The sequence below is a fragment of the Exiguobacterium sp. SH31 genome, from assembly GCF_001816105.1.
Classification (GTDB): Bacteria; Bacillota; Bacilli; order Exiguobacteriales; family Exiguobacteriaceae; genus Exiguobacterium; species Exiguobacterium aurantiacum_A.
Genome location: NZ_LYTG01000020.1, coordinates 1 through 26878 on the forward strand (window position 1 = coordinate 1; position 26878 = coordinate 26878).

The 26878-nt window shown below is 52.3% G+C and carries 24 protein-coding genes; 5 read left to right on the forward strand and 19 right to left on the reverse strand.

The features are described 5' to 3' along the window. The first annotated feature begins 54 nt into the window (after positions 1 to 54). Positions 55 to 537: a site-2 protease family protein gene (locus A6395_RS03020; protein WP_071397813.1), complete on the forward strand. Its 483-nt coding sequence runs from the start codon at positions 55 to 57 to the stop codon at positions 535 to 537. Positions 538 to 554: 17 nt separating this feature from the next. Here the strand turns inward: A6395_RS03020 and coaE are convergent, their stop codons facing one another. The 15 genes from coaE to dnaE form a co-directional block, all read right to left on the reverse strand. Further along, complete coding sequence (gene coaE / locus A6395_RS03025) at positions 555 to 1160, reverse strand: dephospho-CoA kinase (protein ID WP_071397814.1); 606 nt, start codon at positions 1158 to 1160, stop codon at positions 555 to 557. 12 nt (positions 1161 to 1172) lie between these two features. Further along, positions 1173 to 1997, reverse strand: coding sequence for a DNA-formamidopyrimidine glycosylase (mutM, locus tag A6395_RS03030; RefSeq protein ID WP_071397815.1), 825 nt, complete (start codon positions 1995 to 1997; stop codon positions 1173 to 1175). Positions 1998 to 2017: 20 nt separating this feature from the next. Further along, positions 2018 to 4615, reverse strand: coding sequence for a DNA polymerase I (gene polA / locus A6395_RS03035; RefSeq protein WP_071397816.1), 2598 nt, complete (start codon positions 4613 to 4615; stop codon positions 2018 to 2020). 208 nt (positions 4616 to 4823) lie between these two features. Then, a complete protein-coding gene (pnpS, locus tag A6395_RS03040) occupies positions 4824 to 6551 on the reverse strand; it encodes a two-component system histidine kinase PnpS (protein WP_071397817.1) in 1728 nt (575 codons plus the stop codon). Further along, the gene (locus tag A6395_RS03045) at positions 6548 to 7252 is read right to left on the reverse strand and encodes a response regulator transcription factor (RefSeq protein ID WP_071397818.1); all 705 of its coding nucleotides are present in this window, start codon (positions 7250 to 7252) and stop codon (positions 6548 to 6550) included. The genes pnpS and A6395_RS03045 overlap by 4 nt, the downstream gene beginning before the upstream one ends. Before the next feature lie 196 nt (positions 7253 to 7448). Continuing rightward, positions 7449 to 8384 (reverse strand): malate dehydrogenase, encoded by a 936-nt coding sequence (mdh, locus tag A6395_RS03050; protein WP_071397819.1) that lies wholly within the window; start codon positions 8382 to 8384, stop codon positions 7449 to 7451. Positions 8385 to 8424: 40 nt separating this feature from the next. Beyond that, positions 8425 to 9696 (reverse strand): NADP-dependent isocitrate dehydrogenase, encoded by a 1272-nt coding sequence (gene icd / locus A6395_RS03055; protein WP_071397820.1) that lies wholly within the window; start codon positions 9694 to 9696, stop codon positions 8425 to 8427. A gap of 114 nt (positions 9697 to 9810) precedes the next feature. Next, complete coding sequence (gene citZ, locus A6395_RS03060) at positions 9811 to 10923, reverse strand: citrate synthase (RefSeq protein WP_071397821.1); 1113 nt, start codon at positions 10921 to 10923, stop codon at positions 9811 to 9813. A 184-nt stretch (positions 10924 to 11107) separates the two neighbouring features. Continuing rightward, positions 11108 to 11572 carry a DUF441 domain-containing protein gene (locus tag A6395_RS03065; protein WP_071397822.1) on the reverse strand — a complete coding sequence of 155 codons (465 nt, stop codon included), beginning with the start codon at positions 11570 to 11572 and terminating at the stop codon, positions 11108 to 11110. A gap of 67 nt (positions 11573 to 11639) precedes the next feature. Continuing rightward, a complete protein-coding gene (pyk, locus tag A6395_RS03070; RefSeq protein WP_070326936.1) occupies positions 11640 to 13382 on the reverse strand; it encodes a pyruvate kinase in 1743 nt (580 codons plus the stop codon). Positions 13383 to 13477: 95 nt separating this feature from the next. Continuing rightward, on the reverse strand, positions 13478 to 14446 hold the full coding sequence (gene pfkA / locus A6395_RS03075) for a 6-phosphofructokinase (protein ID WP_084812917.1): 969 nt from the start codon (positions 14444 to 14446) through the stop codon (positions 13478 to 13480). A 160-nt stretch (positions 14447 to 14606) separates the two neighbouring features. Then, the gene (gene accA / locus A6395_RS03080) at positions 14607 to 15542 is read right to left on the reverse strand and encodes an acetyl-CoA carboxylase carboxyl transferase subunit alpha (RefSeq protein WP_071397824.1); all 936 of its coding nucleotides are present in this window, start codon (positions 15540 to 15542) and stop codon (positions 14607 to 14609) included. Beyond that, positions 15535 to 16389 (reverse strand): acetyl-CoA carboxylase, carboxyltransferase subunit beta, encoded by an 855-nt coding sequence (gene accD / locus A6395_RS03085; RefSeq protein ID WP_071397830.1) that lies wholly within the window; start codon positions 16387 to 16389, stop codon positions 15535 to 15537. Before accD ends, accA begins: the two co-directional genes overlap by 8 nt. Positions 16390 to 16403: 14 nt before the next feature. After that, entirely contained in the window at positions 16404 to 16904 is a 501-nt protein-coding gene (locus A6395_RS03090) for a FadR/GntR family transcriptional regulator (protein WP_252100502.1), read from the reverse strand. Between the two features lie 128 nt (positions 16905 to 17032). Further along, positions 17033 to 20200: a DNA polymerase III subunit alpha gene (gene dnaE / locus A6395_RS03095; protein WP_252100503.1), complete on the reverse strand. Its 3168-nt coding sequence runs from the start codon at positions 20198 to 20200 to the stop codon at positions 17033 to 17035. Between the two features lie 101 nt (positions 20201 to 20301). On the opposite strand from dnaE, the gene A6395_RS03100 reads away from it, so the two are divergent. Next, a complete protein-coding gene (locus A6395_RS03100) occupies positions 20302 to 20493 on the forward strand; it encodes a YtzJ family protein (RefSeq protein ID WP_016508471.1) in 192 nt (63 codons plus the stop codon). 16 nt (positions 20494 to 20509) lie between these two features. On the opposite strand, the gene A6395_RS03105 is transcribed toward A6395_RS03100, so the two are convergent. Next, complete coding sequence (locus tag A6395_RS03105) at positions 20510 to 21475, reverse strand: DHH family phosphoesterase (protein WP_070326931.1); 966 nt, start codon at positions 21473 to 21475, stop codon at positions 20510 to 20512. 76 nt (positions 21476 to 21551) lie between these two features. Between A6395_RS03105 and A6395_RS03110 the strand changes: the two genes are divergently transcribed. Then, positions 21552 to 21866, forward strand: a complete 315-nt coding sequence (locus A6395_RS03110; protein WP_236633359.1) for a YtpI family protein — start codon at positions 21552 to 21554, stop codon at positions 21864 to 21866. Positions 21867 to 21906: 40 nt separating this feature from the next. Here the strand turns inward: A6395_RS03110 and A6395_RS03115 are convergent, their stop codons facing one another. Then, entirely contained in the window at positions 21907 to 23217 is a 1311-nt protein-coding gene (locus tag A6395_RS03115; RefSeq protein ID WP_070329497.1) for a DRTGG domain-containing protein, read from the reverse strand. 161 nt (positions 23218 to 23378) lie between these two features. Here A6395_RS03115 and A6395_RS03120 point away from each other — a divergent pair, with 161 nt between their 5' ends. Continuing rightward, positions 23379 to 24473, forward strand: a complete 1095-nt coding sequence (locus tag A6395_RS03120; protein ID WP_071397827.1) for a M24 family metallopeptidase — start codon at positions 23379 to 23381, stop codon at positions 24471 to 24473. Between the two features lie 290 nt (positions 24474 to 24763). Here A6395_RS03120 and A6395_RS03125 read toward each other — a convergent pair whose 3' ends face one another. Both A6395_RS03125 and A6395_RS03130 read right to left on the reverse strand, forming a co-directional pair. Next, positions 24764 to 25486 (reverse strand): metallophosphoesterase family protein, encoded by a 723-nt coding sequence (locus tag A6395_RS03125; RefSeq protein WP_071397828.1) that lies wholly within the window; start codon positions 25484 to 25486, stop codon positions 24764 to 24766. Between the two features lie 12 nt (positions 25487 to 25498). Further along, positions 25499 to 26224: an SDR family oxidoreductase gene (locus A6395_RS03130; RefSeq protein WP_071397829.1), complete on the reverse strand. Its 726-nt coding sequence runs from the start codon at positions 26222 to 26224 to the stop codon at positions 25499 to 25501. A 183-nt stretch (positions 26225 to 26407) separates the two neighbouring features. Here A6395_RS03130 and A6395_RS03135 point away from each other — a divergent pair, with 183 nt between their 5' ends. Beyond that, the gene (locus A6395_RS03135; RefSeq protein WP_016508455.1) at positions 26408 to 26845 is read left to right on the forward strand and encodes a universal stress protein; all 438 of its coding nucleotides are present in this window, start codon (positions 26408 to 26410) and stop codon (positions 26843 to 26845) included. The last annotated feature ends 33 nt before the right edge of the window (positions 26846 to 26878 follow it).

Here is a 26878-nt window from a genome sequence, read left to right on the forward strand (position 1 = left end):
CGTTTTTGAAAAAGAGGGAAATTTGGTGTAGAGCTTGGAAAGGAGCTACGTTATATGTTTGATTGGACAGACTTAGACAAATTTATCATCTCGTTTTTCATCATCTTGCCGATTGTGACAATTATCCATCAATTCGGTCATTTCTTCTTCGCAAAAATATTCGGGGGATCACTCGATATGGAGATCGGGACCGGGAAGAAGCTATTCAAGGTCGGGCGCCTGCAGTTTAACCGCGTCTACTTCTATGACGCCTGGTGCCAATTCTCGGACTTGAAATACAGTAATCGCTTGACGAGGAGTATCGTCTACGCGGGCGGGTCGATTTTCAATCTATCGAGTATCTTGATTGTGAACTGGTTTATCCTGAGACGGGAGATTGAACCGACACTCTACACGTATCAGTTCGCCTATTTCTCGTTTTATTATGTGTTCTTCTCGCTCTATCCGATTTATTACTCGAACGGACATCCAAGTGACGGACGCGCTATTTTCGACACATGGAAAAAAGGACGACCGGACGCAGATCCGCTCAACTGAACAAAAAAAAGAAGGCGTCAGTCGCCTTCTTTTTTCATGTCTTGAAACTGTTCGACGAGACGCGTCACTTGAGGCAACAAGTCCCCGAGCGCCCCGTTGTTGTTGATTAAAAAGTCAGCGTGATGCTTCTTTTCTTCGATCGGCATTTGCGAGTGGATCCTTGCGAGCGCTTCTTCTTTCGTCAAGCCGTTACGCTCCATGAGACGCATCAACTGCATCTCTTCCCGGCAATAGACGACGACCGTATAATCGACGAGGTCACGCATCGTCCCTTCGAACAAGAGCGGGATGTCAAAGATGACGACAGCTTCCCCTGCTGCCGCAAAGGAATGCATCTGCTCCTGCATTTCTTCCCGGATCGCCGGATGCATGAGCTGATTCAACAATTTCCGCTTCGTCTCATCATGGAAGATCTCACGACCGAGCGCCGGCCGGTTCAACTGCTCACCGTCAAAACAGCGCGGAAACGCTTCTCGGACAGCAGAATAAGCTTTACCTCCAGGGTCGACGACGGTACGGGCAATCTTGTCGGCATCGATAATCGGGATCCCGTGTTGTCGGAATAGGCGGGACACCGTCGACTTCCCTGTCGCGATGCCGCCTGTCAAACCAATTTTCAACATTGTGTCCACCTCTTACTGTTGGCAGTGCGGACAGTAATGCGTCCCCCGTCCGCCTAGTTTCATCTTTTCAATCGGCCGACCGCAATTGTGACACGGTTCACCCGTCTGTCCGTAGACGTAGAGCGTCTCTTGAAACGTTCCAGCCGCCCCGTCCGGATTCGTATAGCTGCGGATCGTACTTCCGCCCCGCTCGATCGCTTCTAATAACACGGCGACCGCTTCTTGACGGACGGTCTCAACTTCAGTGAGTGAAAGCGAGGCTGCTGGCCTGGTCGGATGAATCCGTGCCCGGAACAACGTCTCGTCGACATAAATATTGCCGAGACCGACAAAAATCGATTGATCGAGCAACGCCGTCTTGATCGCTCTCACGTTCATCCGTTTCAGACGGGCGTGCAACGTTTCGGCCGTCACTTCAGGGTCGAACGGCTCGAGCGCGAGCAGCGACAACGGCGGCGTCACGAACAACTCGTCGTTCGTCCGAAGTTCCATCGTGCCGAACTTCCTGACGTCGTTATAGTGCAGGCTCGTACCGTCGGTGAACGTGAAGACGACGTGCGTATGCTTGACCGGATCGACGGCTTCGCTGTGCGGAAAAAATTTCCCTTCCATCCGTAAATGAGAGACGAGGTAACCGTTCGTCAATTTAAATAAAATGAACTTGCCGCGCCGCTCGACGTCGACCATCGTCTCGCCGATCAACTGTTGGATCCATACATCGGCCTCATGTCCGCGAATGATTTTCGCGTCGCGTACATCGACGTCTTGAATCGTTTTTCCGGAGACGAACGGTCGCAGTCGGCGACAGACCGTCTCTACTTCTGGTAATTCTGGCATATCGATTTCCTTCCTTTACTTTATTTCGTGTCGAACCACGTCTCACCGAACGAGCCGTCCGCCCGAAGCGGGACATCGAGTGTGATCGTATGTTCCATCGCTTGTTTCACAAGTTTTTCAAGCGCGGACGTCTCAGCAAGCGGTCCTTCAAAGATGAGTTCATCGTGAACTTGAAGCAATAGTTTTGATTGCAGACCCGATGCCTGAAGCGCCGTATCGACGTCGATCATCGCTTTTTTAATAATATCCGCCGCTGTCCCTTGAATCGGCGTATTAATAGCCGTCCGCTCGGCAAAGCCGCGCAAGTTGAAGTTGCGTGAATGGATGTCCGGGATGTTACGACGTCGTTTGAGCATCGTCTCGACATATCCGTGTTCCCGCGCCCGCTCGATGGCGGCATCCATGAAGCGCTTCACACCAGGGAACTGCTCAAAGTACGTGTCGATGAACGTCTGCGCTTCTTTCCGGCTGATGCCGAGGTTTTGCGACAATCCATAATCACTGATGCCATAGATGATCCCGAAGTTGACCGCCTTCGCTTGACGCCGCATGAGCGACGTCACTTCTTCTTTGGCGACGCGGAACACGTTCGCCGCCGTCGACGTATGAATATCTTCGTCATTTAAAAACGCCTCGAGCATCTTCGCGTCTTGCGACATATGCGCCATGATCCGGAGCTCGATCTGCGAGTAGTCGACCGCATACAGCACCCAGCCCGGCTCACTTGCCGTAAACGCCTTACGGATCCGGCGTCCTTCCTCGAGCCGAATCGGGATGTTTTGCAAGTTCGGATTGACCGATGACAGTCGCCCTGTCTGTGTGAGCGTCTGCGTGTAGCGTGTATGAATCTTACCGTCCGCTTTGATGACTTTTTGCAACCCTTCGACGTACGTCGACTGCAGTTTTCCGAGCTCACGGTAATGCATGATATGTTCGACGATCGGATGGAGCGGCGCTAGCTTCTCTAACACGTCGGCCGCCGTCGAGTATCCAGTTTTCGTCTTCTTCACGGGTGGGAGTGCCAACTTCTCAAACAAGATGACGCCAAGCTGTTTCGGCGAATTGATATTGAACGACTCGCCGGCCAACGCGTGAATTTCTGTCTCGAGCTGATTGAGGCGGTCCCTGAGATCGGTTTCCATCGCTTGAAGCGTCGCCACGTCGACGTGAATCCCGGCCCATTCCATTTCCGCGAGCACCGAGGCGAGCGGACGTTCTAAATCTTGATAAAGTGACGTCTGCTCGTTTTCGTCGATTTCCGGAATGACTTTCGCGAACAACGTGAAGATAGCCATCGCCTTCTCGCCGAGATGTTGGTCGAGCACCGCTTGTTCCGGCACGTGGAGTTTCGCTCCTTTCCCGTAGACGGCCTCGTCTTCAGGCAACGCGTAATCGAAGTGCGCGGCGATTGAATCGAGCGTCGTTCCTCCAGACAAGTTGAGCAAATAACCGGCGACGAGCAAGTCTTCGTAGCCGCGAAGTATCAATTCGTTCCGTTTCAATTGAATGATCGTCTGTTTGGCGTCCAAACAGATCGTTTTCCGGGTCTCGTCCGCTAGCCAAGCCTTCACGTCCGGTACGTCTAACAACGACATATCACCGACGGTCACACCGACTTTCGATGCGATCGCCACACCGATGATGTCGTCTTCGAAATAGTCGTCCCGCAACTGTTCGATAAACAGGGAGGCTTCCGTCAAATCTTGCTGTTCGATGCCGACGTGCGTCACGTCTCGCGCTTCTGCCGCCTCTTCCGTCGTCGCATCAGTGTTCAGCTTACTGACCAGTGATTTGAACTGAAGGCTCATGAACAACGGTTTGACTTTCGCCGCGTCATACGGATGGAACTGTAAGTCATCCACACTGACGTCAATCGGGACGTCCATATGGATCGTCGCGAGTTGTTTTGACATTCGAGCTTCTTGCTCGTTCGCCTCGACTTTTTCTTTTTGCTTCCCTTTTAATTCATGTGTATGTTCATACAGCCCTTCGACCGATCCATAATTTGACAGCAACTTGAGTGCCGTCTTCTCGCCGACACCCGGAATTCCCGGGATGTTATCGGATTTATCGCCCATCAGCCCTTTGAGATCGATCATTTGGCGAGGTGCCAAGCCCTCGTAACGTTCGTGGAACGCCGCCTCGTCCATCGTCTCGACGTCAGTGATGCCACGTTTCGTTAAGTAGACGGTGACTCGCTGATCGATCAGTTGAAGTAAATCTTTATCACCCGTGACGACCGTGACTTGTTCGAACGCCTCGTTTTTCGAAAGTGTCCCGATTATGTCATCAGCCTCATATTGATCGAGCTCGAGCACTTTGATCCCGAACGCCTCACACAGTTCACGAACGATTGGGAACTGTTCGCGGAGCTCACCTGGTGTTTTCTGTCGCCCACCTTTATAGTCCGCATATGTATCGTGGCGGAACGTCTTCTTCGACGCATCGAATGCGACCGCGAAATGCGTCGGTTGCTCGTCTTCCATCAATTTTAAAAGCATCATCGTGAACCCATATACCGCGTTCGTGTTTCGTCCCGATGCATCCGTCATCGGAGGCAACGCGAAAAACGCACGATACGTCAGTGAGTTTCCATCGAGAAGCAGTAATTTATTCATCGTCCAACCTCCATTCTCTTCTGTATCCATCATATCATACGGGCACATGCGTTCGAAAAAAAAGACCCTTTTCTAAGTACTAGAAAAGGGTCAATCTTCTCGACCGAGTGGAGATGAGCACCGGCCGGGATACGAGATGATGAAGAGGTCTCATCAATAGAGTAGCATCTGTTTGTAAAGGTCGTGTGAACTCGACATAAATTCCTTGTTAATTGAGCGGGAATTCGATTGTGAACGTCGTCCCAACGCCTTCGTCGCTGTCGACATGGATCGTCGCATGATGAAGATCGACGATGTGCTTGACGATGGCGAGGCCAAGGCCGGTCCCTCCAGAATTCCGGCTCCGGGCCTTGTCGACCCGGTAAAACCGTTCGAATATACGGCTCACTTCTTTTGGAGCGATGCCGATCCCGTCGTCTTTGACGATCAAGCGTGCCGTCGTCTCCCGCTTCTCGACCGTAATCTCGACCTGGCTGCCTTCTGGCGAATAGTTGATCGCGTTCGCGACGAGGTTCAAGATGACTTGCTTGATCCGATTCAAGTCCGCTTGCAAGACGACGTCGCCTTCGTGATGTGCTTCAAGATGGATTGATTTTTGCTCCGCCTTCTGGCTTAAGACGAGACACACCTCTTCGACGAGCTGATTGAGTTGGACAGGCGTGAACTCCAAGTGGAAATTTTCCTGCTCGAGCCGCGACAGTTCGAGCAAGTCCTCGACGAGCATTTGCATGCGTGTCGCTTCTTTTTGGATGATATCCAAAAATTGATCGCGCAACTCGGGCACTTCTTTCGCCCCGTCGAGTAACGTCTCACTGAAGCCTCTGATCGAAGTGAGCGGCGTCTTCAATTCATGGCTCACGTTCGCAACGAAATCTTTCCGCATTTTCTCAAGCCGTTTCAGTTCGGAGATGTCGTTAAACAATAGAGTCGTCCCGCGCAGCATGCCGGTATCGCTAAAGATCGGGGCAGCTGACACCATATACGTTCTCTGATTGAACCCGATTCGAATCGATAGCTGGCGACGGTGCGGCTCTTCTGTCAAATAGACGTCCTCGATCAACGTCTCGACGTCCGGACTCGGTAAAATGCCATGGTAAAACTGGCCGATCATCAAATCGTCGTATTGGAACATATCCCGGTACGACCGGTTGACGAGCGTGACGATCCCGCGTTCATCGACGAGCAACAGACCGGCTCCCATATACTCGATCAGTGACTCGAGCCTTGCCCGCTGCACCGACTCCCCGAGCGAGATCGTCTCTAAGTTACGGGCGAGGACGTTGATCGACCCGGCCAGGCTTCCCGTCTCTTCATCGTTGCGCAGTTCATACACACGGGCCCGGTAATTCCCGTCTGCAAGTTCGCGTAACACGATCGTCGCCTCATCGATTGGCCGGATGAACTGGTTCGTCAGATTGTGGAGGACGAATAGAATGAGGAAGAATGAGAAGAACAATGCGAGCGCGACCGTCAGCCAAATCCGGTTGTAGACACCCTCTAAGTCAGAAATATAGCGGATGAAGCTAAGGTAGACCGTTTCACCGGTCGACAGTTCGATCGGTTTCGTGAACTGGATCAAATCGTCGCGTGTCGCGTTTCCGAACGCACCGTTAGCCGGAATCGTGTCGGCGTCAATCCGGTATTCGAACGCTCCGACGCGGAACGGCGTGCCGGCGATCACTTCCATCCGGCGGTTCAACAGCAAGATGTCGAAACTGCTCTCATCATCGATTTGTCGAACGTAGTCGCGAATCGCCTCAAGCTCACCCCCGTCCAAATACAAGGCGGCGAGTTGGGCATCTTCTTTCAACCGGTCGCGCTCCGAGTCCAAATAGAAATCTTTGAACAGTTGACCGAGCACGATCCCGAGTGTCAGCAACACGCCCGTCACGAGCAGGATGAGTGTCGTCAAAAAACGCGAGCGATACGTCTTCATTCAGGCATCGGTTCTTCCATCTTATAACCGAGGCCTCGAATCGTCTTGATGTACGTCGGCTTCTTCGTCACCGGCTCAATTTTCTCACGCAAATGACTAATATGGACGTCGACGATGCGCGTATCGCCGACAAAATCATAGTTCCAAATGGCTGACAGCAGTTGATCACGCGTCAACACACGACCTTTGTTTTTGGCGAGATAAGCCAGCAGTTCAAACTCTTTCGGCGTCAATTCGAGACGTTCGCCTTTTTTGAAGACCTCATAGTTCGAAGCGATGATTTTGACGTCCCCGATTTCGATGACATCGGCGTCGACCGTCGGCGTTTCCTGTGGGCCTGACCGGCGCAAAATTGCTTTGACCCGGGCCACGACTTCGCGCGGGCTGAACGGTTTCGTCAAATAGTCGTCAGCACCAAGTTCGAGACCGAGCACTTTATCGAACTCGTCGTCTTTCGCCGTCAACATTAAGATCGGCGTGTTCACTTTTTGTTGGCGCAGCCGTTTACATACTTCAAGTCCGTCCATCTCCGGCAACATCAAGTCGAGGATGATCAACACCGCGTCTTGTTTCTCGGCTAATTCAAGCCCCGCTTTTCCATCATGGGCCGTCTCGACCTCAAATCCGGCTTGTTCTAAATTAAATTTTAATAACGTCGCAATCGACACTTCGTCATCAACAACAATTACTTTATCGGCCACACTAGTTCCTCCTCGAATCTATCTGTTCAGTCGTTTACACTACCTATTTTACAAATCAATCCCACTCGCGACCAACTTCAAAGCAATTCTTTACAAAAACAAAACAAATCCACTGTCTATCTCTAGTTTAGCACGCTTGAAAGAAAAACGAATCCAACAAAAAAAGTCTAGCCTGCGACGCAGACTAGACTTTCTTTCAAGTTAGAACGTTCAAGACGGAACGGACCGAGTCAGCCGAGCGCTTGAGCGCGGCTTTTTCTTCGTCCGTCAGGTCAAGTTCGAGCACACGCTCGATCCCGTTCGCACCGAGAACCGTCGGCACACCAAGATAGAGATCACGGAAGCCATACTCTCCATCAAGATACGTGATGGCCGGTAAAATGCGGCGTTGATCTTTTAAAATCGCTTCCACCATCTCGACGATGGCCGCGGCCGGCGCGTAGTATGCCGAACCGTTGCCAAGGAGTTGGACGATCTCACCGCCGCCTTTACGCGTTCTCGCGACGATCGCGTCGATGCGTTCACTCGGCAACAACTTCTCGAGCGGGATGCCTCCTGCGTACGAATAGCGGATGAGCGGCACCATGTCGTCGCCGTGACCGCCGAGGACGAACCCGGACACGTCTTTCACAGAGACGTTCAACTCCGATGCGACGAACGTCCGGAACCGAGCCGTGTCGAGCACACCGGACTGGCCGATGACGCGCTCTTTCGGGAAGCCCGACTCTTTGAACACCGTATACGTCATCGCATCGACCGGGTTCGTCAAGACGATCAAGATCGCATCAGGCGAATACTTGACAATCTCTTTCGTGACCGACCGCATGACGCTAGCGTTCGTCGTGACGAGGTCGTCCCGACTCATGCCCGGCTTGCGGGCGATACCAGCCGTGATGACGACGATGTCCGAATTAGCCGTATCGGCGTAATCCGCCGTCCCGGTGATCAACGAATCAAATCCTTGAATCGGCGCCGTTTCTTGCATATCGAGCGCTTTTCCTTTCGTCGGGTTCTCAGACTCTGGCATGTCGAGAAGGACGACGTCTCCTAACTCTTTTTGAGCCAAGTATAGTGCCGTCGTGGCCCCCGTGAATCCGCTACCGATAACAGAAATCTTGTTGCGACGAATCATTGTGCTCTCCCCCTTGGTTTAGTCCAAACTTGAGTGCTACTTACATGTTTTTGATCAGTTCATCCGCAAACTCTGAACATTTCACTTCTGTCGCGCCGTCCATGAGACGGGCAAAGTCGTATGTGACGACTTTCGATGCGATTGTATTCTCCATCGAACGAACGATGAGGTCAGCCGCTTCGTTCCAGTTCATGTGACGGAGCATCATCTCACCTGACAAGATGACAGATGACGGGTTGACTTTGTCAAGACCGGCATACTTCGGTGCCGTACCGTGTGTCGCTTCGAAGATGGCATGTCCTGTCACGTAGTTGATGTTCGCACCTGGTGCGATCCCGATTCCACCGACTTGAGCAGCGAGAGCGTCCGAGATGTAGTCACCGTTCAAGTTCATCGTCGCGACGACGTCGAACTCACGCGGACGAGTCAAGATTTGTTGGAGGAAGATATCAGCGATTGAATCTTTCACGATGATCTTGCCTTCCGCTTCCGCTTTCGATTGCGCTTCGTTCGCAGCAGCTTCGCCTGACTCTTCTTTGATGCGGTCGTACTGGGCCCATGTAAACACTTTGTCGCCGTACTCTTCTTCTGCGAGTTCATATCCCCAGTTTTTGAAGGCGCCTTCTGTGAACTTCATGATGTTTCCTTTATGGACGAGCGTGAGCGATTTACGGTTGTTCGCGATCGCATATTCGAGCGATGCCCGAACGAGACGTTTCGTCCCTTCTGACGAGATCGGCTTGATGCCGATGCCCGATGTTTCTGGGAAACGGATCTTGTTGACGTTCATCTCTTCTTTCAAGAACGTGATCAACTTCTTCACTTCGTCGCTGCCTGAAGCGTATTCGATCCCTGCATAAATATCTTCTGTGTTCTCACGGAAGATGACCATGTCTGTGTCTTCAGGACGCTTGACCGGTGACGGGACGCCAGTGAAGTAACGGACAGGACGCAAGCACGTGTACAAGTCGAGTTCTTGACGGAGCGCAACGTTGAGTGAACGGATTCCGCCGCCGACCGGTGTCGTGAGCGGTCCTTTGATGGCAATCAAATATTCACGGATCTCGTCGAGCGTCTCGTTAGGGAGCCACTCACCCGTTTTGTTGAACGCCTTCTCGCCAGCGAACACTTCTTTCCATTCGATCTTCTTCTCGCCGCCGTATGCTTTCTCGACAGCTGCATCAAAGACGCGGACTGCAGCGTTCCAGATGTCTGGGCCTGTTCCATCTCCGATGATGAATGGAATCGTTGGTACGTTTGGTACGTTGAGTGCACCGTTTTCTACTGTAATCTTTTGACCTTGTGTTGACATATGAATCCCCCTAAGTACATTTATGTAGGCCGACGCGAGCGCCGACCTACGTCATCTGTTAGTTTACCAAAGTTTATGTCTAAATTGTGACGCAATCTTCGAATGATGCGTCAATTAACGCTCGTTTACCGGTACGTATGAACGATTCGTTTCGCCTACGTACTCGGCACGCGGACGAATGAGACGGTTGTCGGCGTATTGCTCGAGGATGTGTGCGATCCAGCCTGACATCCGCGAGACCGCGAAGATCGGCGTGAACAGCTCTTCGTCAAGACCGAGCGCATAGTACGTCGAAGCCGAGTAGAAGTCGACGTTCGGTTTTAGCCCTTTTTCAGTCTCGACGAGGTGGTCGATCTTCTCAGACATCTCGTACCAGTGTGGCTCATTGATTTGAGCCGTCAGTTGGCGACTCATCTCTTTCAAGTGTTTCGCACGCGGATCACCGTCCTTATAAACACGGTGACCGAAGCCCATGATCTTCTCACGGCGTTCGAACTTGCCGCGTACGTAGTCTTCGACTTTGTCGACCGAACCGATTTCGTGAAGCATCTTCATGACTGCCTCGTTGGCGCCACCGTGAAGTGGACCTTTGAGTGCGCCCATCGCTGCTGTCACACCAGAATACATATCTGAGAGAGTCGCTACGCAGACACGGGCTGTGAACGTCGAAGCGTTCAGCTCATGGTCGGCGTGAAGAATGAGCGCCTTGTCGATCGTCGTCTCGGCGACTTCATTCGGCTCTTCCCCGTTCAACATATATAAGAAATTGGCTGCATACGACAAGCCTTGCTTCGGCGCAATCGGTTGCTTACCTTTTCGTAACCGCGCGAAAGCAGTCACGATCGTCGCGATTTGTGCTTGAAGACGAATCGCTTTACGCATGTTTGCCTCTTCGCTCATGTCTTCAGCCTCTTCATCGTACAGCGCGAGTTGAGAGAGTGCCGTGCGAATCGTGGCCATCGCGTTCGCAGACTTTGGTGCCCGCTCGAGTGTCGCGATGACGTCTTCTGGCAACTTCGCTTCTTGAACGAGCGCTGCTGAGAGTTTCGTTAATTCATCTGCCTTCGGAAGGCGGTCGTTCCATAATAGAAAGACGACTTCTTCAAACGTGGCATGGTCTGCCAAGTCATCGATTGTGTATCCTCCATAAGTCAATTGTCCGTCAATGATCGAACTGACTTTTGAGGCCGCTGCCACAATTCCTTCTAACCCTTTAGTTGTTGACATTAATAACTCCCCCTCAGTCTTTGAAAGTAGTCGACCGCATCATACAGTCTGTTTGTAGGGAATAAGGGTGGGGGTTCGATAAATCTCCCCAGCACGTATCGAGTTCGCGCCACCCTGTCCTTCGTCTAGTATAAACAATTTACTGAAAAAAAGAAATGTAAGCGTATCCAGGCGTAAAAAAATGTCAAACCCACTTCTCGATAAGGTTATATCCCCCTAAAATGAGTGCGGCAATCCCGGCACCAACGAGTGGACCGACCGGAACGCCTTTCATGAATCCGACCGCGAGAATGGTGCCTGCGAGCAATGCCGTCGTCACGACCGGATCGACACGCATCAGTTGCACGCCCTGGGCGGCGGCGAGGGCGACGAAGATACCGGACGAAAAGGCAACGATGCCGACCGGTCCTTTAATACTATTCCACAATTCTCTAAAACCTATGTCTCCGGTCGCGATCGGGACGAGGACGGCGATCGTGATGATCGTCACACCCCAATGGATCCCTTTTGCGGCGAGCGTCGGGAACAGCTGGTCACCGAAGCCGATTGCTTTAATGATTAAGAGTACACTGCTCGCGATTATGACCGATTGATTATGGGAAATCACGCCGATCAAGACGAGTAATAGCAGAAATAAATAAGCACCCATGATTCATCCCTCTTTCTGAATGGAAAAAGAACCGACCTCATGAGAAGGTCGGTTCGATTGTATTCGATTACGCGTTATAAATTTTTCCAGTAAGCGGGTCGATCGAGATCATCTGTCCGTCACGGAACGTAGACGTTGCAGACTCAACACCGACGATGACCGGTTTACGGAGCGATGGTCCAACGATGCCAGCATGGCTCGTCAATCCACCGTCTTCTGTGATGATGCCGGCTGCTTTTTCGATCGCTGGCATCATTTCTTTGTCAGTGAACGGTGCCACGAGGATCATGCCGTCTTTTGCTTTAGCGTTCGCTTCGTCTGCGTTGTTCGCAACGACGACTTCTCCGACGAGGCCGCGCTCACCGATGCCGCGTCCGTTTGCAAGAGCGTGTCCGACGATATGAATTTTCATCATGTTCGTCGTACCAGAAGTCGCTGCCGGAATACCTGCTGAGATGACGACGAGGTCGCCGTCTGTGACGAGTCCAGCGTGACGAGCTGCTTCAGATGCTTGAACCAACATTTCATCCGTGTTGTTCGGCATCGTGTCAGCAACGATCGGGTATACGCCCCAAACGAGGTTCAACTGACGAGCGACGCGCTCTGATTCAGTCACCGCGATAATGTTTGCTTCCGGACGATATTTCGCCGTACGGGCAGCCGTATAACCTGATTGTGTTGGCGTCAAGATCGCTTTCGCGTTCAAGTTGATTGCCGTATGGGCAACCGCTTGTGAGATCGCATCCGTTACCGTATGCTCACTCCGTTTTTGACGATCTTTGAGCAAGTTTTTGTAGTCAAGCATACGTTCAGTACGAACAGCGATCGCTGCTTGCATTTGAACTGACTCGATTGGGTAGTCCCCTGCAGCCGTCTCACCTGAGAGCATGACCGCATCCGTACCATCGAGGATGGCGTTGGCAACGTCAGACGCTTCCGCACGTGTCGGACGCGGGTTGCGTTGCATCGAGTCAAGCATTTGTGTCGCTGTGATGACCGGCTTACCGAGGTCGTTACACTTCTTGATCAATTCTTTTTGTACCGGTGTGACTTCTTCAGTTGGGATCTCGATACCGAGGTCACCACGAGCAACCATCAAGCCGTCAGAGATAGACAAGATTTCGTCGATGTTATCGACACCTTCTTGGTTTTCAATTTTCGGGTAAATCTTGATGTGCGACGCATCGTGCTTCTCGAGAAGTTGACGAATGGCGACGACGTCAGACGCACGACGTACGAATGAAGCCGCGATCACGTCGATATCTTGCGAGATACCGAACTCGATGTCCGCGATATCTTTGTCTGTTAAGGCAGGAAGGTTAACTTTGACGTTCGGCAAGTTTACACCTTTCTTCGTCTTGATGACGCCTTCGTTTTCGATGATGCAACGAAGATCGCGGTTCGGAAGTTTTTCGACGACACGGAGACCGATGAGTCCGTCATCGAGCATGATGCTAGAACCGACTTCGACGTCGTCGAACAAGCCTTCGTACGTGACCGAGAAACGGTCTTTCGTTCCGACGATTTCTTCTGTTGAGACGATTGTCACTTCTTTCCCTTTTTCAAGGAGTGCCTTTCCGTCTGCGAACGTATGCGTCCGAATTTCAGGACCTTTCGTATCGAGAAGGACAGTCACGATTTTGCCTGCGACGCGTGATGCTTCACGGATGTCGCGGATACGTGCTCCGTGCTCTTCGTAGTCACCGTGTGAGAAGTTAAGGCGAGCCACGTTCATTCCAGCTTCAATCATTTCTGGGAGAAGCTTCTCTGAAGCTGGTCCGATCGTACATACAATTTTCGTTCTACGCATAAATAAAAACCTCCTAGGGGATGTATTACATTTACACACAGAAAACGGGGGGTCGATTGACCTGATCCCGTCTCTGTGGAGTTCACTGTCACTCGTTAAATCGAAAGTTGGTTCGACAGGTCGATCAACTTCATGTCAAGCGTATGCTTGTTATGGTCGAGCGCCTCGTCGATATCGAGGTCCATCATTTTACCACCACGGATTCCAACGACCCGTCCAGCTTTGCCTTCTAACAGGATTTCAACGGCGTAAGCGCCCATCCGGCTAGCAAGCACGCGGTCGGCGGCAGTTGGTGAACCACCACGTTGGATATGTCCAAGGATTGTGACACGTGTTTCCGAGTTTGTCTGCTCAGCAATGAGTTTACCAATCTCTTCGGCACTGCCAGCTCCTTCAGCAACGACGACAATCGAGTGTTTCTTGCCGCGGGCAACACCATGGTTGATCCGCTCAACAATCGCACTCAAGTCTTCAGGACGTTCTGGGACGAGGATCGACTCCGCTCCACCGGCAAGACCGGCGTAAAGAGCGATGTCACCCGCGTCGCGACCCATCACTTCAATGACATACGTACGTTCATGTGAAGAAGCAGTGTCACGAATCTTGTCGATCGCATCGAGCGCCGTGTTGAGCGCTGTGTCAAATCCGATCGTCGCGTCCGTTCCCGGGATATCGTTGTCGATCGTACCAGGCAGCCCGATTGTCGGGAAACCAAGTTCCGTCAACTTCTGAGCTCCACGGTAAGAACCGTCTCCGCCTACGACAACGAGCGCATCGATGTTGTATTTCTTCAACTGTTTGACCGCTTTAGCCCGGCCTTCTTCAGTTCTAAACTCTGGGCAACGGGCAGAACGTAAGAACGTTCCTCCGCGTTGAATGATGTCGCCGACTGAACCTAGGTTCAACTCAACGAGATCGCCTTCAATCAAACCTTGATAGCCGTTATACACACCGTACACTTCTAGACCTTCAAAAATTGCTTTTCGGGTCACTGCACGGACTGCAGCGTTCATTCCGGGGGCGTCTCCCCCACTTGTCAATACCGCAATTCGTCTTAAATTCACGTCACTCACCTCTTATGTGTTTTAACGAAATCTGAAATAAAAATACCATGTCTGACCTTTGTTTTACAACACAAGTATGTGAAAAAAATGCATGGGGTACCGTCGAAAGCAGTCATTTCGTGAGTGGTTTAACGTGAACCTCAAGCGGTTGTTACCGTTTTCACGAGCCAAATGTGCCAATTTGATGATATTTGGCAGCGCGCCCTTGCAGCAACTCATCGCGCGAGCGTTTCACCAACTCATTGACGTGCTGTGTTAATACAGGCTTCAAGAGCGAAGACTGTAGTGACACATCGATGTGGGCTCCGCCAAACACTTCCGTTACAATCTCATCGACAATCCCTAAATCGAGCAAATCTTGTGCTGTAATCTTCATCGTTTCAGCGGCCCGTTCCGCCAGTTTCGCGTCTTTCCAAAGCAGTGCCGCAGCACCTTCTGGCGAGATGACCGAGTACGTGCTGTTCTCGAGCATGAGCAGCCGGTCGCAGACACCGATGCCGAGCGCTCCACCAGAACCGCCCTCGCCGATGACGACAGAAACGATTGGGACTTTCAACGTCGCCATCTCAAACAAGTTGCGTGCGATCGCCTCGCTTTGTCCACGTTCTTCGGCCGCCTTACCCGGGTAAGCACCTTTCGTGTCAATGAACGTGATGACCGGCCGGTTGAACTTCTCGGCCTGCTTCATGAACCGTAACGCTTTGCGATACCCTTCCGGATGAGGCATGCCAAAGTTTCGCAACATGTTCTCTTTCGTATTACGGCCGCGTTGATGGCCGATGATTGTCACCGGGACACCGTCGAGCGTGGCAATCCCCGCGACGATCGCCGCATCGTCATATCCATGTCGGTCGCCATGCAGTTCAATAAAATCTGGGAACAGCTGATCGATATAGTCGAGCGTCGTCGGCCGTTTCGGGTTCCGTGCCAATTGCACGCGATCCCACGGTTTCATATTCCCATAATTGTCTTTTTCTAATCGGTGGAGCTTCGTCTCGAGATGGCGGATCTCCCGGGATAGGTCGATTCCTTTCGTTTCCGCCATCTCGCGCAATTTCACGAGTTGTTCGTTCAATTCTTTCGTTGAGTCAAACATGATGTGCCCCCCCGTCATGTAAATCGATGATGTTCTTTAAGAACGAACGCATCTGTTCACGATGAACGACGGCATCGAGTTGACCAGCCTCTAGCAAGAACTCAGCCGTTTGGAAGTTGTCTGGTAATTTTTCGCGAATCGTCTGTTCAATGATCCGCCGTCCGGCGAAGCCGATCAACGCACCCGGTTCGGCGACGTTCAAGTCACCGAGCATGGCAAAACTAGCCGAGACGCCACCTGTCGTCGGGTGGGTCAAGTAGGCGATATACAGCAAGCCGGCCTCGTCATGTTGCTTGAGCGCGATGGACGTATTCGCCATCTGCATGAGGCTGACCATCCCTTCTTGCATGCGCGCACCGCCTGAAGCGGTGAACAACACGACAGGTAATCGTTCCGCAGTCGCGGTCCGAACGGCTGAAGCGATCGCTTCCCCAACGTAAGCTCCCATTGATCCCATCCGGAAGCGCGCGTCCATGACACAGATGACGGCGTGACGGCCAGAGATCATTCCCCTGCCGCAGACAATCGCCTCTTCAATCCCAGTTCGTTCCCTGTCTTTTTTTAATTTTTCTTCATAATCTGGAAAATCGAGCGGGTTTTCTTTCACGCGCGGTCCAGCAAATTTCACGAATGAGTTCTCATCAGTGAGCAATCGAATCCGCTCATCTGCACTGAGCGGGAAATGGTAGCCACAATCGCACACTTTATGATGTTCGTTCAATTGTTTCGTATAATGCATATATTTACAGGATGGACATTTCGTCATCAAACCTTGTGGTGCGTCAATTTTCGGTTCTCGTTGACGCAACGGCATGTATCGTTTTGGTTTCTTGAAAAAAGCAGTCATCGCTTCCCCCTCGTTCATTCCGGCATCCTCACCTTGCGCCACATCTCCAATAATTGTGTTCGTTCCTCGATCGTATACAGTTCACCTGCGTCCGTCCCGTCATAAAATCGGTTCACTTCACTCCAAATTCGAATGAAAAGCTCATTGCCTAGGCCTAGAATCAGCTGTTGACGGAACTCGCGATCATTCGCCAAGTTCGCTTCGAGCAGCTTGACCCGCTCCGGTGTCGGCTCGACTTCAGAGAACGCAAGGCGCTCAAGCAACCGTAACATGTCGACAATGTCGGACGCTTTCGTCTGTTTCGTGACGATAAACTCAGACAAGATCTCGATGTAGCGGTGCCGATCTTGCTCGCACAAAAACGTCCCGCCCCCGTGACGCGTCTCCACGATCCCAAGAAAGCTGAGGGCCCGAAGCGCCTCTCGGACCGAAGCGCGGCTGATTGAAAGCGTCTCGGCCAGTTCACGTTCGGATGGAAGACGGTCGCCCGGCGCGAGCGATGCCTGAACGATCAACGATCTAATTTTAGAAATGTTTTCGTGAAATGAGGATGCGTATTTTCCATGCATCTGACCGTTCAACTCCTTTTCGGATGGCATTCTCTTTAAAGTGGTCAGACCAATCAAACAGATTATACCACTTTTTATGACTTGGTACTAGTTCCCGCGCCGGACGTTTTTGAATCGACCCGCTTCAAGACGACGTCCGCTTCCCCGAACCGGCTCTTCAAAGCGGTCATGAAGGATTCCGTTGGATTGACCGAGTAAGCAGACGCCAATTGCTTCACCTCTTTTGAGTCGGAGAAGCGACAAATCACCGGGACGTCCCCACTTGCTGTATGAAGGAGTTCTTCGAGCTCGGCGAACGCTTCACGGCGAAGCCGGACGAACAACGCTTGACCATTTAACGGCCGCACCCGCTCCACGACGAGTTGAATCCGCCCGTCCCGCTCGTTTGGATGAACCTCGAGCAACAGGACGTTCCCGACATAGAGCGAGCGTGCGTAGTTTGCGAACACGCGCGGGAAGATGACGACCTCATCTTGCGAGACCCCGTCATCGACCATGGCGACACCCATCTCCTCGTTTTTCTTCGTCTTGAACGTCCGGATCGCATCGACGTAGACGACGATGAACCCTCTGTCGCCGCGCAACACTTCCTCGATTGTGGACGTGTCCACTTGAAGGGGTGCCACCGTCGTCAAAGGTGAGTGGACGATCCACGTCCCGAGCGCCTCGCGTTCTTCTTCCGACCAATTCGGTTCCGGCGTCTCGGTCCGTTTCAAACCGAGGGCCGACAGTTCATCCGGGAGCAGATGTGTCCCCGCCTCTTCCCGCAAGCGTTCCACGGCCCGGAAAGCCCGGCTCCGCTCCCCGTGGTACATGCGGTCTAACGCCCCGGAACCGAGCAGACGGCGCAATTTCAACTGATCTTTCGTTCCCCAGTCGATCAGTTCCACGAGTCGTTTCACATCGGTGAACTGATCGTGATGCTCAATCAATCGTTCCACGTCCCGCTTCGTCAATCCTTGAATCGCCTTGAGGCCGAGACGGACTCCCGGACCTTCTAGAGACGCTCCCGCTTTCCCGTGCAAGACGTCAGGAGGATAGACGGGGATTTTCCCTTTCCTTAGCATACGCACGAGTTGATTCGTCTTATCGTACGTCACGAGATAAAAAATGCGTTCAAAGTGTGCTTTCACATACGCTAATCGATAACTGATCAAACTATAGGCGACGGCGTGCGACCGGTTGAACCCGTAGCCTGCGAATTTTTCAATCCATGAGAACACTTGTCGCATCGAATCCGTGTCGTACTCCGCCGTCTTCTCCAAAAAACGGGTTTTCTCGACCTCGATGGCGGCCATATCCTTTTTAGCGATGGCTCGACGAATCAAATCGGCCTCGGCGTATGAATATCCGGCGAGTTCGCGCAATAACTTCATGACTTGTTCTTGGTAGACGAGCACGCCTTTAGTCGTCTCCATCACTTCGCCAACGATCGGATGGACCGGCTTGTACGGCATCCCGTGCTTGCGTTTGGCATACGTCTCGATGAACTGCATCGGTCCAGGGCGATAAAGCGACATCGTGACGACGATATCTTCAAACTCGGTCGGCTTCACTTGCCGCAGCGCCTGCTTCATCCCGTCCGACTCAAACTGAAAGACGCCGTCTGTATCGCCTCGTGCGAGAACACGTAACGTCCGATTGTCATCGAGCGGGATCGATTTCAGCGAGAAGAGTGAATCGGTGTCACGAATCAACATCTCCATCTCGCGCAATCGTGTCAAGTTCCGGAGACCGAGCAAATCGATTTTCAGCAGTCCGAGCGCCTCGAGATCCTTCATATTATATTGTGTCACTTGGCCCCCGTCCGTCGGTTGCAGCGGCGTTACCGTGTCAAGCGGATCTCGGCTCAAGACGATCCCAGCCGCATGGATCGATGCTTGTCTCGGCAACCCTTCCAATTGAGACGCGATCGTCAACAGGTGCGACCGTTTTTGACTTCCAGCAAACCACTTCATTTTAGTCGGATTGTTCGTAATGCCCGCAATCCCGTCGTCCTTGACTTGTTTACTGGCAGCCTGGCCTTCTTCAAGCGTCATCCCGAGAGCGCGGGCCACGTCACGTAGCGCCGCCTTCGCTCCGAACGTCGCTAACGTACCGATTTGAGCGGCGTGATGCAGCCCATACTTGTCAAGCACGTACTGGACGACCTCGTCTCTCCGTTCGTCTTCGAAGTCTAAATCAATATCTGGCATACTGATCCGTTCCGGGTTCAAGAAACGTTCAAACAGCAAATCGAAGCGAACAGGATCGACTTCTGTAATATGAAGCGCGAAACTGACGAGCGACCCGGCCGCTGAACCACGACCTGGACCGACTTCGATGCCCTGCTCCCTGGCGAAGCGAACGATGTCCTCGACAATCAAAAAGTATGAGGCGAACCCCGTACCGGCGATGACGTCAAGCTCGTACCGGGCCCGCTCGATATACGTGTCGGTGAGCAAATCAAGTGCTTTCAATCGCTCCGCGACGAGACGTTTGAGTCGATCGACGGCATCAGGCAGTTCCGGGATCGCGGCAGTCGCGGCCGGAATCTGCGTTACCGACGTAAGTTGTTCGAATCGCGCGAGTTCCTCGAGCTCCAAGGGTTCGAACCAGTCGTTCATCTCGCTCGGAAGCCGCACATACTTGCCTTTTTGATGAACGTCCTCTTGGGAGATGACCTCGCCTTCCCCGATTGCGACGATGGCACGATACGCTTCAAAATCTTCTGGTCGCATATAGCATGTCTCTGGCGTCGGCACTAAACGAACACCGAGTTCTTCGCGCATCCCCCGAAGCTGTTTGACGATGAGCGTCTGTTCGGTCGTCTGCGGAGCAGGCAACCCGAGCCATAACCGTTCTTCTGCCACAAAGCCGAGTATACGGTTAAACAAACGACGTCGGTGGACCGGGTCACTCGTTTTCCAATTCTCAGGTAAGATGACGACCGATAAATCTGTCGGTTCGGTTAATCCGCCTGCCTCGACGATGCGATACAGCTTTGGAATATCTAGGTCGGTCATCGCATACACGAGCACGGCCAACTCGAGCCCATCGACATGAAGGCTCGTCCGTAGACCGATGACCGGCTTGACAGCATAGCGTTCGCATAGTCTCACAAATTGAGGAACGCCATAAAACGCGTCATCTGCGACCGCGACCGACTTACTCCCCCGCTCCGCCATCGAGGCGACATATTGCTCTAAGCGAATCGTGCTATGCATCAAGCTAAACGCTGATCTTACATTTAAATGGAGCACAAGCGCCCCCCTCTCTTTTTTCTTAATTGTCAAACTCATCTCGATGCTTCTCTGATACAATAATTATAGACAAAACGAATGATAAAAGGGGGTAAAAGCGTATGATTATTAATCGGGGTAAAATCGCGCGCGACAAGTTAGAACTTTTACAGAACGGACAGACCGTATTTGCCGACAGTCCTGAAATTATCGAACGGCTGCGCAAATACATTACCGAGTACCAACTTGACGTCGTCGAAGACGTCACCGATCGCGGCACGTGGTTCATTCCACAAGACGACGATACAAAATGAAGAGAGCTGACCGCGGTCAGCTCTCTTCATTTTCAAATTCGAACGGTGCGGCCACTTCTTCTAGTGCGGCAATCACATCGTCCATTTCTTCCCACGTGTCAATTGTCGCACCGGCTGCCATCGGATGCCCGCCGCCACGGTAACGTTTGGCGACTTCATTGATGACCGGGCCTTTCGAGCGGATACGGACACGAATCTCATCTTTGTTCTCGACGAACATGACCCAACATTTCAACCCCTCCAGTCCAGAGAAGCTGTTGACGAGCAACGACGCCGCTTCTGGCGTCGCATGAAACGTCCGGAGAACGTCGGCGTCGATTTTGACATATCCGACGCCCGCCTCTGTCACTTGAACGTTTTGCAGGACGTAACCTTGCAGTTGGAGTGTCGCCAAGTTCGTCTTATACATTTGGCGGTACAAGCGGTTCGTGTCGATGCCGTAACTGATCAAGTCAGCAGCGATCTCAAACGTGTGCGGCGTCGCGTTCCGGAACTGGAAGCGTCCCGTATCACCGACGATACCCGCGAAAAGTAAGAACGCCGACTGCTCATCGATAGCCAAGCCCCATATCCGAGCGAGTTCGGCCACAATCTCCGACGTCGAACTGACCGTCGTATCGACGATCTGATGTGTCGCATACTCGTCTTCGTCAGGATGGTGGTCGATCTTGACGACAGTCTTCCCTTTCAAGGCGTATGGTCCATCGATTCGTTCGTGGTTCGCTGTATCAAGCACGAGGACGAGCGCTTCGTCATACATCTCCGGCTCCACGTGTTGCATCTTCCCTAAAAATTCGAGGTCGCGGGCAATCCCGCCGACGACGTAAACGTGTTTATCCGGGTAAGCCCGCTCGATGATCCGCTTTAAGCCGAGTTGACTTCCGAGCGCATCCGGATCGGGACGGACGTGTCGATGGATCATAATCGTGTCCGCCGCCTCGATTAACTTCAATATCGTTGTTGCTTCAGGCCAATGTGCCATGGTCGTTCCTCGCTTTCTTGATGTCCATTCTATGGTATGATGATAACAGATTATACGTTTGAAAGGGGTTTCTCACTTGAGTCAATTAATCATGATCGGACTCATCTTGTTCTCACTCGGTGCGTATTTGGTCTATAAACGTCGGGCCTTCTTGACGAAGACGCCGTACCGAAAAGCGTTGTTCAACACGCAAGCGCTCATCTGGCTCAGCTTGTTTTTAGCGCTGTTCGCCATCAACCAGATGCTCGGCGGCCTTGGTCTCAATTCGACCATCGGCTGGATCGTCAGCATCGTCATGCTCGTCCTCGGGCTTGGCAACGCAATCGTCGGGATCATTCGCTATCGCAAAATTTTTCCGAAAGCGTCTGAAGAACCAATCAACCAATCTTAATATGTAAAACGAGCTGATGACATCATCAGCTCGTTTTTCTTTACCGGTCGATCAGTTGCGCTGTGACGAGCGCTTTGGCGACGAGTTGTGTCCCTTGTGTCATCTCGACGTCGACTTTCCCGAACTTTCGTCCGAGGTCGAACACGTTCGCCGAGACGCGGATTTGGCTCTCGATTTGAATCGGTTTCATGAAGTAGACCGTGATATTCTCGACGACAAGGTCGCCTTTTTTCATATGCCGCAAACTCCGGGTCGCCCCTTCGACTAGAAGCGTCGTCAAGACTCCGGACGACGCCGTCCCCATGTGGCTCGTCATTTGAGGTGCCACTTCGACCGTGAACGCCGTCCCGTTCGAAGTCGGATCCTCTTTCAACTGATTGGTGATCATATTATCAAACGTCTCACCGACTTGTGGTTGCCGGTTCGCGAGCTGAAGCGCCTTTAGGACGTCTTGACGGCTGATGATGCCGAGCAGGCGACCGTAGTTGTCGACGACCGGCAACATCTCGATCCCTTCCCATACCATCTGGTGGGCCGCATTCGTGACACTTGTCTGAACGCCGGCCGTGATCGGGCTTTTCGTCATCACTTTTTCGATTTCTGTATCGTGTGGCCGATCGATGAGATCTTTGGCGGTGATGACGCCGACGACTTTCATCTGGTCGTCGATGACCGGGTAACGGTTGTGCTTCGTCCGTTCATTGAGTTCGTGCCAACGTTTGACCGTATCGTCCACTTTTAAATAAAACGTATCGTGTAACGGAATGACGATATCCGAGACGAGCAGAATTTCCTTTTTGATCAAACGGTCATAGATGGCGCGGTTGATCATCGTCGCCACGGTAAAGCTGTCATAGGAAGTCGAGATGACGGGCATGTTGTACTTATCCGCCATCCGTTTCACTTCGTCGGTCGTATCGAACCCACCGGTGATCAGTACGGCCCCGCCTGATTGCAAGACGAGTTCATGCGCTTTCTCCCGGTTCCCGATGATGACGAGCGAGTCGACGTCGATATATCGCATCATCGCTTCGAGCTTCATCGCCCCGATGACGAACTTAGATAGCGTTTTATGCAGGCCGTCGCGTCCGCCGAGCACTTGACCATCAACGATGTTGACGACTTCGGCAAATGTCAGTTTTTCAATGTTCTCTTTATGTTTGCGCTTGATGCGGATCGTGCCGACCCGTTCGATCGTTGACACGAACCCCAAGTTCTCCGCTTCTTTGATGGCCCGATAAGCCGTCCCCTCTGATACCGCAAGTTCTTTGGCGATTTGGCGAACGGAGATTTTAGACCCGACATCGAGCGACTCGATATGTGCTATGATCTGTTCATGTTTTGTTGTCATGTCACGAGTCCCTTTCCTCAATACATTTTCTGTCATCCTCAGTATACTGTATCAGTGAACCTTGTTCAAACTGTACTACTGAAAATGCAACATTTCCTTTCCATTTTGGAAAACGCTATAATGAACGAGAAAGCCACTGAACAAGAAGGAAGGGAATCGAGTTGAATCAACGAACCAACCACATTGCACAATCTTTGGCCACGAAAGGGCTAGACGCCGCGTTTGTCACGTCAAAAGCGTCCGTCTTCTATTTTTCAGGAGTATACGCCGAGGCCCATGAACGTTTGATCGCTATCCTAGTACTGAAGAACGGGACAACGGCGCTCGTCTGTCCGGCCCTTGAAAAAGGAATCGTCGAAGCGAGCGACTGGAACGGTGAGATCGTGACATACATGGACCACGAAAATCCGTGGGACAAGGTCGTCAAACTGTTTCTCGACCAACAAATCATTCCGGAACGAATCGGGATTGAAGGCGAGCATTTACCATATAACCGCGTCGAACAACTGCGTGCCGGATTTGCCGGACTGTCGATCATTGATTTGACGGAAGAATTACAAGCTCTCCGAATGATCAAGTCGACAGATGAGATCCGGGTCATGAAACGCGCGGCCGAACTTGCCGACATGGCAATCGAAGCCGGCATCCGCGCGTTGCGTGAAGGGGTGACCGAACTTGAAGTCATCGCCGAGATCGAATACGCCATGAAACGGCAAGGTGTCCGTGAAATGTCATTTGACACACTCGTCTTGTTCGGTGAAAATAGCGCCGATCCGCACGGTGTTCCTGGCAACAACCGACTCAAAAAAGGTGACTTCGCCTTATTCGATCTCGGTGTCGTCTGGCAAGGCTACTGTTCAGACATCACCCGCACCGTCGTCTACGGCGAGGCGAGCACAAAACAACGAGAAATCTACGAGACCGTGCTCCGGGCCGAAGAAGCCGCCATCGAGATGGCGAACGTCGGGACGACGCTCGGCTCGATCGATATCGCCGCCCGCCAAGTCATCACGACGGCCGGATACGGGGAATACTTCACCCATCGCGTCGGTCACGGTATCGGCATCGAGGTCCACGAGTTCCCATCGATGGCAGCCAACAACGATATGACGGCCCAGGTCGGCATGACGTTCACGGTCGAGCCAGGCATTTATCTCCCTGGTGTCGGCGGCGTCCGCATCGAGGATGACATCGTCATGACCGAAAGCGGACCAATCTTGTTGACGAGCTTCCCGAAGACGTTACAAGAAATTTAAAAGAGGTTGACTAACACAATCAAATTCGCTCGTCCTTCCGGTGCCCACGCTTTCCGCAGGCAATCCCTGAGCCTTAGTACCATCGGACGAGCAAAGCAAACGGTCGCCCTCGGGCGGCCGTTTCACGTTCTACCGCGGACGAGAACGACCGTTACATAGCATTTCTTCAATTTCATGTCGGGCAAAGCGCCTCAAGGTCTTCGGAGATAATAAAAGACGAACGAGATTGCTTTTAGCGACCTCGTTCGTCAACAACTTGAGGTTGAAGGCATATGTCTTCAACCTCTTTTTCAATAGAACAGGCGCCACATCACTTCGCGCTGTGGCACTTCGTCACGCTCCATCTTATTCATGAAAGACGGTTTATCGTACGGGATCGTCTTAGCACTGACACGCAGTCCCGCCTCATCCCACTGCAGCACCCCGTAGCGGGCCAAATCGTCTTTGGCGACGCCGAGCGCCCCTGGATTGAAATACCGTTTGCGCTCATCTTGAAACGCGTGGACCGGGTGATGGTGGCCGAAACAAACGACGTCCGCCGCGTAATCACCAAATAAGCGCTGCATGTTCGGAAGCGTCGCTTCGACGATGTCATGAAACGGCTCGTCGACGATCGATGCCTCACGCTTTTCAGCCGGGATGTGGTAATGAATGCCGTATATATGCTCCCTGCCTATCGTTTGCTCGATCGTACGAGGCAATTTCATAAGCGCATCGGCGTAGTCAGGGCGCAACGTTCGCGCGACCCATTCGTGATGAGGCCGCGTATGGGCATAACTTTCGGGATGTCCCGTTCCCGCGAGCAGTGAGAGGACGGCTTCATCGTGGTTTCCCGTGATCATCTTGACACCTCGGTCGAGGAGTCGCGCCATCACTTCGTTCGAATCTGGCCCCATCGCGATCATATCGCCGAGACTCCAGATGTCATCGATCCCTTGACCGTCCAACTCGTTCAATACCGCGTCTAACGCTTGGACGTTCCCGTGAATGTCCGTCAAAATGGCCAACTTCATATGAAGCACTCCTTACTTTCGATATTGGTGGACGACGTTGACGCCTCCGGTCACATCGATGACCGCCCCGGTGACCATGTCCGAGTCCCGCGCGAGCAAGAACATGATCATTCGCGCGATGTCTTCGCCGGTCCCATGCCGACCGACCGGTGTTTGATTATCCGGTTCAGCGGATTCGATCCGCATCTCTTTCTGCGCACCGACGATGTTACCCGGATTGATCATGTTCGCCGTGATACCGTGCACCGCTTCCTCGAGCGCGACCGTCTTCGTCAAACTGACGAGACCGGTCTTCGCGGCAGCAAAGGCGGACCGGTGCAACCAGCCCGGTGCCGTCGCACTCTCAGGGAAGCCGTACGTGATGATACGACCGAACTGTTTCGCCCGCATATCCGGAATCGCCCGACGCATCAGCCAAAACGAGGCGGACAAGTTTCCGGTGATCACTTCCTCCCACTCCTCGTCCGTCAAATCAACGAGACATTTTCGTTCGAAAATATATGGACCCGCGTTCAAAATCAAAGCGTCCGGCTCACCAAACTTGCTCACCGCCTCGTCATAACCGGCCGTCACCGCTTCTCGGTCCGTCAACGGTGTCTCGATCATATGTAGCCGTTCGTGCTCCCAATCAATCGGTTTTCGTTGAAGCACGCTGACATACCAGCCTTCCTCCAACAGTCGTTCCGTCACAACCCGGCCGATCCCTTTCGCACCAGCCGTGATGACTACGTGTTTCATCGTCATCCCTCCTCTGTATCATCTTACCCGTTCCATCTATTGATTTCCAAACTTCAACCTGTTCCGTAAGAAAGTTGTGAAAATTTCACACATTCTCAAAAGAAGCGGGCGTGAATTTCGAGTGAAGTGGTATACTATATATGTAAGCCGCACGTACATTTCAAGCGAAAGGTTGGGATTTACATGGCAATTGTCTACAAACATATCCTTTCTGCCGTCGACGGCTCGAAAGAGGCGGAACGTGCATTCGAAACAGCAATCGACGTCGCACTTCGAAACGACGGAAAACTGTATATCGGTCACGTGATCGATACACGGACGTTCGCAACGGTCGAAGCATACGATCGGACGATTACCGAACGTGCAGAAACTTATGCGAAAGAACTGCTCGACGACTATGTCAATCGGGCCAAAGAACGTGGTGTCAAAGAAGTCGAAACGGTCATCGAATACGGTTCGCCTAAAGTGACGATTGCGAAAAAAATCGCACCGAATCACGAAATTGACCTTATCATCTGTGGAGCGACCGGCTTGAATGCGGTCGAACGCTTCTTTATCGGTAGCGTATCCGAGAGCATCGTCCGGTACTCGAAGTGCGACGTCTTGATCGTTCGTCAATAATTTCATTAAAAAAAGAGTCATCGCGTTTGCGAT